The organism is Streptomyces sp. YIM 98790 (assembly GCF_011421595.1).
Classification (GTDB): Bacteria; Actinomycetota; Actinomycetes; order Streptomycetales; family Streptomycetaceae; genus Streptomyces.
Map to the genome: position 1 here is coordinate 1 of NZ_WTLH01000184.1, position 11,466 is coordinate 11,466.

Consider the following 11,466-nt stretch of genomic DNA (forward strand, 5'->3'; position numbering starts at 1 on the left):
GAGAAGGCGTTCATGATCGTGGTGCAGGACTTCCAGGACCCCTACACCCTCAACGTCAAACAGCTGATGAAGTGCTGTGTGGAGGAGATCACCCCGGACGGGCGGCTGATCCCCTTCTGCGCCTACAACTCCGCCGGCTACCGCGAACAGGTCCGGGCGCAGCAGTCCGGCGTGCCGGTCGCCGACGTCGCGCCCAACGCCCTGCCGCTGGCCGGCCGCCTCACCGACACCCCCCACGGCTCCAAGACCCTGCGCGACCCCCTGCGCGACACCCTGCGCGACACCCCTGGGGACCGGCCATGACCAGCCCCGACCCCCACGCAGCCGAGCAGCTCACATCCTGCTGCGCGGACGCCTACGCCCGTGACATCACCGTCGCGCTGCTCGGGGAGTCCTACCACCCCGGCGGCACGGCCCTCACCCGCCGCCTGGCCGACACCCTCGGCCTGGCGGACGGCCACCGCGTGCTGGACGTCGCCTCCGGGCGCGGCACCACCGCCCTGCTGCTCGCCGGCACCTACGGCGTGACCGCCGAGGGGGTGGACTACTCCCCGGCCCACACCGCCCTGGCCACCGGCGCCGCCCAGGCGGCCGGACTCGCCGACCGGGTCACCTTCACCACCGGCGACGCCGAGCACCTGCCCTGCCCCGACAGCACCTTTGACGCCGTGGTCTGCGAGTGCGCACTGTGCACCTTCCCCGGCAAGGAACGGGCGGCGGCCGAGTTCGCCCGCGTCCTGCGGCCCGGCGGCCGGGCCGGTATCACCGATGTCACCGCCGACCCCGCCCGCCTGCCCCCGGAACTGACCGGGCTCGCGGCCCGCATCGCCTGCATCGCCGACGCCCGCCCCCTGGACGACTACGCCCGGCTGCTGGCCGCCGCCGGCCTGCGCACCGTCCGCACCGAACGCCACGACCAGGCCCTGCTGCGCATGATCGACCAGATCGAGGCCCGGCTGAGGCTGCTGGCCATGACCGCCCCGGACCGCCTGGCCGCCGCCGGTCTGGACGACGGACCGGACGCAGCCCGCCCGGCGCTGGAAGCCGCCCGCCGCGCGGTGGCCGGCGGCCACCTCGGCTACGCCCTCCTCATCGCGGAGAAACCGAAGGCGCAAGCGTGAGCGCCGTCACATTCGCCCCCGCAGACCGCTCCTGCGCCCTGCTCGGCCTGGCCTACGCCTTCCTCACCAGGGCCATGAGCGGCGGCGGCCGCACGGACGGCTCGTGATGAGCGGCGACGGCACGCCGTAGCCGCACTGCTGTCTTCCCGAACACGCGGCGACGCTGGCCGCACCGGTCTGGGGTGCGGCGCCGCCGCCGGTCAGTGGGTGCCGGTGAGCTGGCCGGTGAGCTTTTCGTGCATTTCGGCGCTGGGCTTGTTCAGGCCGATGACGGTGACCTTCTTGCCGCGTGCGGCGTACTTGGTCTCGATGGCGTCCAGGGCGGCGACGGAGGAGGCGTCCCAGATGTGGGCGTCGGACAGGTCGATCACGACGTCGTCGGGATCGCCCGCGTAGTCGAACTGGTAGACCAGATCGTTGGAGGAGGCGAAGAACAGCTCCCCGGTGACGGCGTAGACCACCTGGTTGCCGTCCGGGTCGACCACGCCGGTGACCTGCGCGAGGTGGGCGACCTGCCGGGCGAAGACCACCATGGCGGTGATCACCCCGGCGACCACGCCGATGGCCAGGTTGTGGGTGGCCACCACGACGGCGACGGTCACGGCCATGACCACGGTCTCGCCGAGGGGCAGACGGCGCAGGGTCTTCGGGGCGATGGAGTGCCAGTCGAAGGTGGCGAAGGAGACCAGGATCATCACCGCGACCAGGGCGGCCATGGGGATGTCGGAGACGACCGGGCCGAAGGTGATGCACAGGATCATCAGGAAGACCCCGGCGAGGAAGGTCGAGACGCGGGTGCGGGCGCCGGCGGTCTTCACGTTGATCATGGTCTGGCCGATCATCGCGCAGCCGCCCATGCCGCCGAAGAAACCGGTGACGACGTTGGCGATGCCCTGGCCGATGGATTCGCGGGTCTTGTTCGAGTGGGTGTCGGTGATGTCGTCCACCAGCTTGGCAGTCATCAGCGATTCCATCAGCCCCACCAGCGCGAAGGCGAAGGCGTAGGGGGCGATGACGGTCACGGCCTCCAGGGTGAGGGGCATGTCGGGCAGGCCGGGCACGGGCAGCGCGGAGGGCAGTTCGCCCTTGTCGCCCACAGTGGGCACGGCGATCCCTGCGGCCACGGTGATCACCGTCAGGATCACGATGGACACCAGCGGGGCCGGGACGGCCCTGGTGAGCCGGGGGAAGAAGATCATCATGGCCAGGCCCGCCGCCACCAGCGGATAGACCGGCCAGGGCACATCGGTCAGCTCCGGCACCTGGGCCAGGAAGATCAGGACGGCCAGGGCGTTGACGAAGCCGACCATCACGCTGCGCGGGACGAACCGCATCAGCCGGGCCACCCCGACCGCCCCGAGCGCGATCTGCATCAGCCCGCCCAGGATCACCGCGCCGATCAGATGGCCCAGCCCGTACTGATGGTTCAGCGGCGCGATGACCAGGGCCATGGCTCCCGTGGCGGCCGAGATCATCGCCGAGCGCCCGCCGACGACGGAGATCACCACCGCCATGGTGAAGGAGGCGAACAGACCGACCGAGGGGTCGACTCCGGCGATGATGGAGAACGAGATCGCCTCGGGGATCAGGGCGAGGGCGACCACCAGACCGGCCAGCACCTCGGTGCGCAGCACCTTGGGCGAGGCCAGGAAGGAGGGGCGGTAGCGGAGGGAAAGGCGCGGCTTGGCAGCCGTGGGCAGCGCAGAGGACATGCGTCCGTTTCTGTTCCGGGCGCACGGCGGAGGGAGGCCGCGCGCAGGCGTGCAGCCGCTCCCCGCGGGGAGCGGTAAGAAGTACATCCGGGTTCGCGGGTCCGCGTCGGCGCGGAACCTGCCGGGAGGAAGGGGTGACGGCCGGTGGCCGCCGGCCGGGCATCATCGCCCGCAGGCATCAAGGCGCCACCCGGCGGCATAGGGTGGGCCGCCCGGGGTGACGGGACACCGCCACCGGCACCGGGCCGGAACAGGATGTCCGCCGATCACTCTACCCTCACGAAAGAGGAGAGATCAGCGACAGAGCTGTGAATCACAGGTAAAACGGCGGATACGGCTTGTGATTGATCTCACCGGGTGATGGTTGGCGCCCCAGACACAGGGCGCGACGGGAACGAGAGGACTGAAGGCGTGATGACGGAGCAGCGGCAGATGCAGATCGGTGAAGTCGCCGAACGGACCGGTCTGTCGCTGCGGACGATCCGCCACTACGAGAGCGTCGGCCTGGTCACCCCCTCGGCGCGCAGCAAGGGCGGCTTCCGGCTGTACACCGAGGCCGACATCGAACGGCTGATGGTGGTACGGCGCATGAAGCCGCTGGACTTCTCACTGGAGGAGATGCGCGAACTCCTCCAGCTTCTCGACCGCCTCACCGCCGACGACGCAAGCCTGGACGCCGGTGAACGGGAACGGCTGCACGAACGCCTGGACGCCTACCACAAGATCACCGAGGCCCGCTGCGAAACGCTGCGCGCCCGCCTGCTGGCCGCCGAGGACTTCGCCGCCACCCTCCGCCGCCGCCTGCACACCACGGGCTGAGGCGGCCCCCGGGCCCCGGGCTTGCCGGGGCCCGGGGGCCGGGGCCCGGGGCCCGGGCGGGGGCCTTGTCCCCCCTGATCTCCCGTGACCTCCCGTGCTCCAGTGGCGTCCCGTGACTCGCGTACGGGTCCCTCCCTCCGGCGTGCGCTGGTCCGATGCAACGATCGCTGCAGTCGTCCGCCGGGCCGCCCCCGGTGTCAGGCCGGTATGACCTGGAAGTCGCGGCTGGCCTGGGGGGTGCCGTTGACGAGGAGTTCGATCGCGTGGTCGCCGGTGCGGATCGTGCGGGTGGTCATCCCGGCGCGCAGGGGGTGGGCCTTGGTGAGGGTGACCGGGCGGCCGGCCGGCACGGTGAGCCGTCTGAACTTGTAGACCTTGCGGCCGCCGGGGCGGCCGGCGGGCCCGGCGAAGCGCAGCGCGTAGTCGATGATCAGCTCCGTCTCCTCGGCCGCGTGCAGGGTGACGGAGATGTCGAGGGCCGAGCCGAGGCGGACCGCGGGCGGGATCGCGAGGTCGGTGACGGTGACGCGCAGGTCCGGGTCGACGCCGAGCAGCCGCAGGGTCTGGCGGTGCCCGGTCTTGACCAGGGTGCGCGTGGCGTGGCGGATGATGTAGTCCATCTCGCGGGGTGCCTGCCGGCCGGTGGCCCGCCACCTGCGCAGGGTGTCCACGACCAGGTCCGGGTCGGACTTGGCGATGTCGTTGAGATGGTTGGCGACGGAGCGGGTGACGTAGCGGGTGCGGTCGGCGAAGAGGTTGTCGAGGATCGGTATCGCCGCCGTTGCCGGGAGCGAGAGCCGGCGGGACCAGGGCAGCCGCGGCCGGGTTCCCTCACTGCAGAGCCGGCGGACGTGGTAGTGCGGGTCGTGCGTCCACTCGGCCAGGGTTTCCATGGTGCGGCCGGGGCTGGCGTTGAGGAAGGTCCGGATGGCGTCTTCGGCGGAGAACCGGGTGGTGATCTGTTTCAGCGCGTCCAGGGAGAAGTCGACGTCCGCATCGGCGCTTCCGCGCCGTGCGACGAACTCCGAGTGCACCGCGTAGATGAAGTCGCCGAAGTCGCCGTCGGACAGCGCCGGGTCGCACGGTGGCGGCAGTGACCGCAGGAGAACGCCGACGGCGGAGCGGTAATCGGTGTCCAGATGCTTCTCCAGGACCACGGAGATCCATGTGATGCGCTCCTTCAGCCCGAGGCCATCGAGCCGGGTCAGCACGTCGGCGACGAACTCCTCGGCCGGGAAGGCCGGCTGGGCCCTGCGGAGCCGGGACGCGATCTCGCCGACCTTGCCGGGAGGGAACAGCCGGTCCGCGAGGGACCTCTGCCCGGTGACGCCCGGCCCGGGCCGGGACGGAGCGGGTGCGATGTTCATGGCCGGCCTTTCGTCTCCCATGCCGGAGACGGTATTGGCAAATGCGACAATCACTGTCACATTTGCTGGATGAGCGGAGAGGCGGAGTCCGATCACGGCCGGGTGCAGAGGCTGGAGGCCCTGAAATCGCTGCTGGCCGACCGCGACACCACCACCGCGGCCGAACTCGCCGCCGAGCTCGGGGTGAGCACGCGGACGGTCCAGCGCGATGTGGCCGCGCTGCGCCGCTCCGGGATGCCGGTCGAGGGCGACCGGGGACGCGGAGGCGGTCTGCGCCTGGAGCGGGGCTGGTCCCTGGGCCGGGTCCACCTCAACGAGTCGGAGGCGCTCGCCCTGCTGCTGAGCCTCACCATCGCCGAGAAGACCGGGTCCCCGCTGCTGCTCGGCACCCTGCGGTCGGTCACCCGCAAGATCGGCAGCGCCTTCGCCCCGGCGCAGGCCCGCCGCGTCAAGGGCCTCCGCGGTCGCGTCCTCGTCGGGGAGGCGGCGTCTGCCGCCCTGCTGTCCGGCTACGAGGCACCCGGAACGGCCGTCACCGGTCCTCTGCTGGAGGCGTTCCAGTACCAGCGCCTGGCGTCCCTCCGCTACCGGGACCGGCGGGGGGTGACGACCAGCCGCGAGATCGAGGCCCAGTTCCTGTACTACAACATGCCGGTCTGGTACACGCTGGCGTGGGACCGCTTCCGCGACGATGTCCGGTTCTTCCGCATCGACCGCATCCGGCGGATCACCGTGCACGACTCCGGGTTCCGGCTCCGGCCGGCACACCGCTTTCTCGCCGCGGGCGAGCCCGACGCCAGACTCATGTGAACCGGTGCCACCGGTGCGTCCCGGTGCGGTGAGAGGCCGTGGGCGCCGGTGCGCCGGCCGGCGAGTCCGGTGTGCATCCCGGCGCGGGGTGGCCGTGCATCACAGGCGGAACGGGCCGGGAGCCCGTGCTCGTTCTCCTCTGCCGCCGCGTGAGGGCAGGGCAGATACGCGGACCCGCCGCGGCGGGGCGGGCCTCCGGGTCAGGGCAGGTCGAGGGCGAGAGCGGCCGGGATGGCGTCGAATGCCTCCTCGACCCGGCGGGCGAGTGCGGCGGGACCGCCGTGGCCGGGCCGGCGGGCGGGCACCGGCGTCTCGTCCTCGCCCCGGCCGGCGACCCAGTTGCGTGCTCCGCACCGCCAGGCGCCCAGCGCGAGTTCACCCAGCAGCCGCAGCCGGACGTCCTCCCGGCTGTCGACGCCCAGGCGCTGCTCAAGGACCTCCACCAGCCGCTGGGTGACCTTCATCGAGGAGACCAGGCTGTGGTGGTGCAGCACGGGCGTGCCGGCGGCCAGGCGGCGGGAGGCCACGAAGCGGCGGTCCCAGCCGTCCGGCATGGCCAGGATCGTGGCGGTCAGGCAGGTGCGCAGGGCGGCAAGGGCGGGGCCGGACCCGGTGTGGCGGGCGAGGCGGGCCACGTAGGCGTCCCACAGCTCGCCCTCGGCCGCCATGGCCACGTCCTCCTTGCTGGCGTAGTAGCGGAAGAACGTGGTGCGGCCGATCTCGGCGTGCGCGGCCAGCTCCTCCAGCGTCACCCGGTCGAAGCCCCGCTCACCGAACAGCCGCAGCGCGGTGTCGGCCAGCAGCCGCCGGGTGCGCTGCTTCTTGCGTTCCCGCAGGGTCAGACCGGCCTCGTCCGGCGGGGGGTGCTCGCTCTCCACCGGCACAGGCTAACGGACAACAAAACCGCATCGCGTTCCGAACGGTACTGATGGCAATGTAGAACTGAGTACCGTATTTTTGGCTCGCGGGCCCTGCACGCCCGGAGTCCCGCCGCCGGAACCCCGCCGAACCCCGGGAGTTGGCCGCCATGAACCCGCCCGCCGGACAGTCACCGCAGACGCCCCAGACGCCGCAGACGCCGCGGCCGACCGGGCCACCGGCCGGGGACGGCCCCGGCCGCCCCGGCCGCCCGGCCCTGACGGTGCTGCTGCTCGCCTCCACCCTCGGCGTGATGGGCGGCATGACCATCGCCCCCGTCATCGAGGTCATCCGCCAGTCCCTGCACCTGAGCGGCGCCCAGGCCGGTCTGGTGCTCACCACCCACAGCCTGGCCATCGCCCTGACCAGCCCGCTGGCCGGCCGGCTCACCGACCGCCTCGGCCCCCGCCTGCCGCTCGCCGCCGGCCTGGCCCTCTACGGCGCCGGAGGAGGCGCCGGCATGGTCACCGACACCTACCCCGCGCTGCTGGCCACCCGCCTGCTGCTCGGCACCGGCGCCGCCGCCGTCTTCACCTGCTCCACCGCCGCCCTGCTCGCCCTGTACCGGGGCGGCGACCGCGACCGGGTGATGGGCTGGCGCACCACCGCCACCACCGCCGGCGGCTTCGCCTACCCGCTCGCCGCCGGAGCCCTGGGCACCTGGTCCTGGCAGGCCCCCTTCGCCCTCTACCTCATCGGCCTGCCGCTCGGCCTGGCCGCGTTCCTCGCGCTGCCCGCCGGCGCCCCGGCACCGGCGGACGGCTCCCGCCCGGCGAAGGAGGCCCGGGGAGGGGCGCTGCGGCTGCTGCGCGACCANGGCCTGGCCGCGTTCCTCGCGCTGCCCGCCGGCGCCCCGGCACCGGCGGACGGCTCCCGCCCGGCGAAGGAGGCCCGGGGAGGGGCGCTGCGGCTGCTGCGCGACCACCCCGGGCTGGCCGGGATGTGCGGGCTGTGGGTCGCCATCGCCGTACTGATGATGGTCCTGGGCCTCTTCCTCCCCCGCCGCCTGGACGAACTCGGCATCACCAACACCCTGGCCGTCGCCCTCTACGGGGTCGTGGTCTCCTCCGCCACCGCCAGCCTGGCCGGCCTGCTCTACGCCCGGCTGCGCGCCCGCCTCGGCTACGCCACCCTCATGCGCATGTCGGCAGCCTGCTGGACCGCCGCCATGCTCGTCTTCGCCACCGCCGCCCACCCCGCCGCACTCGTCCTCGTCCCCGCCCTCACCGGACTCGGCAGCGGCATCGCCATGCCCACCCTCACCGTCCTGATGGACCACGCCGCCCCGCCCGGACGCCGCGCCACCGCCGCCTCCCTCCAGGCCACCGCCCTGTTCGGCGGCCAGTTCACCTCCCCCCTCCTCTTCGGCCCGCTCATCGACGCCACCTCCCTCACCACCGGCGCCCTGGCCGCCACCGCCGGCACCGCCCTCATCCTCCTCGCCCTGCTTCGCCTGAAGAACCCGCCCGAAGCGGAGCCGGNCGCCCTGCTTCGCCTGAAGAACCCGCCCGAAGCGGAGCCGGCCGGAGAGGCGGAGTCCCCCGCAGCGGCGCCCGCGCGGCGCACCTCCTGAGCCGGTCGGAGCCGAGCGCGGCGGCCGGTGCCCCTCCCCGCCCCCTGGGTGGCCTTCCCGTGGGGGAAGATGGCTGTACCCCTCAGCCGTCCCTGCTGGTGCCCCGCGAACCGGAGGCCGTTCTGAACGAGCACGCCGCGTCCCCGCCCACGTCCTCTTCCTCCCCGCGTTCCGCCTCCCCTTCTTCCGCTTCTGCTTCCGCTTCTGCCTCCGCTTCCTCCGGCTCTGCCCGGGCCGTGTCGAGGGCCGGGCGGAAGGGGTTCTCCGGCTGGCGGATGGTGGCCTTCTCCTCCCTCGCCCTCGCCCTGACCGCCCCCGGCCAGACCATCGGGGTGTCGGTGATGATCGATCCGCTGATCGCGGACCTCGGCATCGGCCGTACCCAGATCTCCACCGCCTACCTCATCGGCACTCTCACCGGCGCCTGCGCCATGCCGCTGGTCGGCCGGGCCATCGACCGCCACGGACCGCGCGCGGTGATGGCCGCGGTGGGTGCCGCCTTCGGCGCCGTGCTGATCGCGCTCTCGTTCGTCACCGGCATCGCGGGGCTGACCGCCGGTTTCGTCGGCATCCGGATGACCGGCCAGGGCGCGCTGTCGCTGGTCGCCACCACCACCGTCGCCTACTGGTTCGACCGCCGCCGCGGCCTGGCCCTGGGCATCGTCGGCGCGGTCGGCAGCGCCGGCATCTCCACCGCCCCGATCCTGACCGAGCGGCTGATCGCCGCCACCAGCTGGCAGCAGGCATGGCTGATCCAGGGGCTGGTGGTGTGGGCGGTGGTGATCCCCCTGGCCCTGTTCGGCCTCCGCAACCGGCCCGCCGACCTCGGCCAGCACGTGGACGGCGTCCCGCCGGCCCACGGGGAGGAGAGCAGCGGCGGGCTGACCGGCTGGACCCTGCGCCCGGCGCTGCGCACCGGGATGTTCTGGGTCATCGTCGCCTGCCTGTCCGCCAGCAGCATGCTCGCCACCGGACTGGCCTTCCACCAGATCGACCTGCTCGGCGAGCGCGGCCTGTCCACCGCCCAGGCGGCGGCCAACTTCCTGCCCCAGACGGCCGCCGTGCTGCTGGTCACCATCGCCTCCGGCGCCCTGCTGGACCGCTTCTCCCCCCGCTTCGTGATGACCGGCTCCGTCCTGACCCTGGCCGCCGCCGTCATCGCCGCCGCGCTGGTGGACTCCGCCTGGACCGCCCTGGCCTACGGCATCATCCTGGGCACCTCCGGCGGCATGATCCGCGCCGTGGACTCCGCCGCCATGCCCCGCTACTTCGGCACCGCCCACCTCGGCGCCATCCGCGGCATCTCGCACACCGCCGTCATCGCCGCCAGCGCTCTCGGCCCGCTCGCGGTCTCCCTGGGCCGCGATCTGACCGGCTCCTATGCCGGTGTGCTTCCCTGGCTCGCCGCCATCCCGCTGCTCATCGCCGTCGCGGCCGCCACTGTCCCGGAACCGCCGCCCACCCCGGCGGACCAGGGGGAGAGCCCGGCGAGCCCGGAGACCACGGGCAGCCCCGGCTCTCCGTGACCAGCGGGCCGGCGCCCTCGGCAACGGCGCGGGCAGGGGCAGGGCTTCGGAAGCGGGTACGGAAGCCGGCGCGGGCGCGGGCACGGCCCGCGTTGCGGGGTGCTGGACTCGCGTCAGACGATGGGGAAGCCTGCGGCTGACCACGACATCGCTGACATCGCTGACATCGCTGCCGCACCACCCGGCCCGGCCCGGCACTCCTGCGCGGCGGGATGAGCGCCCGCCCGCCGTCCCGGGCTCCCGCCCCGGCTCCGGGGCGGGCGCCTTCGTCTCCCGTGCTGGTCCAGGTACAGGCTTCGGAGGGCGCTCACCTCCGGCGGCGTGCCGGGTTCCCGGTGTCCGCGCCGCCGCTCCTCCTCGCGGGTGACGGGGTGCCGGCGAGGGCGAGGAGGGCGGCGAGGGCGCTGAGCGCGGCCAGCAGGGCGAAGAGACGGGGGTAGCCGCCGAGGAAGGAGGCCAGTGCGGTCGCGGCGGCGGGAGCGAGGGCGCCGGCGATGGTGACGGGGGCGGCGAGGACGGCGGACCGGTGGCCGTAGTGCGCGGTGCCCCAGCGGTCGGTGACGGCGGTGGCCCGGAGGAGGGTGACGTTGCCGCGGATCAGTCCGGCGGCGACGGCCGCAACGATGAGCAGGAGAACCGGCCCGGGGACGAGTCCCACGGCCGCGGTGGTGACCGCGCCCGCGAGAAGCAGCAGGACGGTGCGGGCGGTGACGCCGGTGCGGCGGGCCAGCGGGGAGTAGAGGAGCCGGCCGAGGGTCTGGCCGGCTCCGCCGAGGCCCAGCGCCCAGGCCGCGGTGGTGGCGGTGACGCCGCGTTCGGTGAGGAGGGGAACGAGGGTGATGACGCCGGCGGAGAGAGCGAAGCCGCTGAGGGTGAGGGCGGTGGCCAGCAGCAGGAAGGGGCGGCTGCGGGTGACGGTGCGGGTGTCCGGTGCTGCCTGGTGGTGGCCGCCGGGCGCGGCGGCGGGCGGCGGCCAGGGGGCGCGCAGGGCGAGGGCGTGCGCGGGGAGGGTGACGGCGGCCAGGAGCAGGGCCAGCAGGGTGTAGGTGGTGCGCCAGGTGTGGTGCGCGGCCAGGGCCGCGGTCAGCGGGGCGAAGGCGGTGGAGGCCAGGCCGCCGGCCAGGGTGAGGATGGTCAGGGCACGCAGCCGGTCCGGTCCCCACCAGCGGGTGAGGGCGGCGAAGGCGGGCTGGTAGAAGGTGGCGGCCATGGCGGCCCCGGCCAGCAGCCAGGCGGCGGTGAACGCGGGCAGGCCGGGGGCCCAGGCCATGGCGAGCACGGCGGCGGCGCCGGTCGCGGAGCCGGCGGTCATCACGGCGCGGGGGCCGTGGCGGTCCACTGCCCGGCCGACCGGGATGCCGGCCAGGGCGGAGACCAGCAGGGCGGCGGAGAAGGCGGCGGTGGTGGCGGTGGGCGGCCAGCCGGTGCCGGCGGTGATGTGGGGATTGAGGACCGGGAAGGCGTAGTAGAGGATTCCCCAGCCGGTGATCTGGGTGACGCACAGGGCGGGCAGGACGGCGCGGGGCCGTGGCCGGGTTGCGGTCCCGGTCACGGCCCCGCGGGTGGCGGCGGCGCCGGCCACGGCGGTCAGCAGCCGCCGGTGGTGGCCGCGGCGGGGGC

At 73.8% G+C, this 11,466-nt stretch carries 9 protein-coding genes and 1 pseudogene; 6 read left to right on the forward strand and 4 right to left on the reverse strand.

Translation table 11 applies throughout. The annotated features are described in order from the left end of the window. Both GQS09_RS23170 and GQS09_RS23175 read left to right on the forward strand, forming a co-directional pair. Nucleotides 1-303 (forward strand): annotated as a pseudogene (locus tag GQS09_RS23170) (hypothetical protein); the annotation flags it as partial. Then, nucleotides 300-1,121 (forward strand): class I SAM-dependent methyltransferase, encoded by an 822-nt coding sequence (locus tag GQS09_RS23175; RefSeq protein WP_165989332.1) that lies wholly within the window; start codon nt 300-302, stop codon nt 1,119-1,121. The pseudogene GQS09_RS23170 and the gene GQS09_RS23175, both read left to right, overlap by 4 nt. 200 nt (nt 1,122-1,321) lie before the next feature. Here the strand turns inward: GQS09_RS23175 and GQS09_RS23180 are convergent, their stop codons facing one another. Continuing rightward, the gene (locus tag GQS09_RS23180; protein WP_165989334.1) at nt 1,322-2,833 is read right to left on the reverse strand and encodes a SulP family inorganic anion transporter; all 1,512 of its coding nucleotides are present in this window, start codon (nt 2,831-2,833) and stop codon (nt 1,322-1,324) included. A 414-nt stretch (nt 2,834-3,247) separates the two neighbouring features. Between GQS09_RS23180 and GQS09_RS23185 the strand changes: the two genes are divergently transcribed. Beyond that, nucleotides 3,248-3,652 (forward strand): MerR family transcriptional regulator, encoded by a 405-nt coding sequence (locus GQS09_RS23185; protein WP_165989336.1) that lies wholly within the window; start codon nt 3,248-3,250, stop codon nt 3,650-3,652. A gap of 197 nt (nt 3,653-3,849) precedes the next feature. Here the strand turns inward: GQS09_RS23185 and GQS09_RS23190 are convergent, their stop codons facing one another. Continuing rightward, the gene (locus GQS09_RS23190; protein WP_165989338.1) at nt 3,850-5,040 is read right to left on the reverse strand and encodes a hypothetical protein; all 1,191 of its coding nucleotides are present in this window, start codon (nt 5,038-5,040) and stop codon (nt 3,850-3,852) included. A 48-nt stretch (nt 5,041-5,088) separates the two neighbouring features. Between GQS09_RS23190 and GQS09_RS23195 the strand changes: the two genes are divergently transcribed. After that, nucleotides 5,089-5,829 carry a YafY family protein gene (locus GQS09_RS23195; RefSeq protein ID WP_165989340.1) on the forward strand — a complete coding sequence of 247 codons (741 nt, stop codon included), beginning with the start codon at nt 5,089-5,091 and terminating at the stop codon, nt 5,827-5,829. A gap of 200 nt (nt 5,830-6,029) precedes the next feature. Here GQS09_RS23195 and GQS09_RS23200 read toward each other — a convergent pair whose 3' ends face one another. Then, nucleotides 6,030-6,707: a TetR family transcriptional regulator gene (locus GQS09_RS23200; protein ID WP_313896298.1), complete on the reverse strand. Its 678-nt coding sequence runs from the start codon at nt 6,705-6,707 to the stop codon at nt 6,030-6,032. A 149-nt stretch (nt 6,708-6,856) separates the two neighbouring features. Between GQS09_RS23200 and GQS09_RS23205 the strand changes: the two genes are divergently transcribed. Both GQS09_RS23205 and GQS09_RS23210 read left to right on the forward strand, forming a co-directional pair. Further along, nucleotides 6,857-8,320 carry an MFS transporter gene (locus GQS09_RS23205; protein ID WP_165989342.1) on the forward strand — a complete coding sequence of 488 codons (1,464 nt, stop codon included), beginning with the start codon at nt 6,857-6,859 and terminating at the stop codon, nt 8,318-8,320. A 236-nt stretch (nt 8,321-8,556) separates the two neighbouring features. Then, nucleotides 8,557-9,846, forward strand: a complete 1,290-nt coding sequence (locus GQS09_RS23210) for an MFS transporter (protein WP_313896299.1) — start codon at nt 8,557-8,559, stop codon at nt 9,844-9,846. Between the two features lie 307 nt (nt 9,847-10,153). On the opposite strand, the gene GQS09_RS23215 is transcribed toward GQS09_RS23210, so the two are convergent. Next, nucleotides 10,154-11,428, reverse strand: a complete 1,275-nt coding sequence (locus GQS09_RS23215; RefSeq protein WP_165989350.1) for an MFS transporter — start codon at nt 11,426-11,428, stop codon at nt 10,154-10,156. Nucleotides 11,429-11,466: the final 38 nt, after the last annotated feature.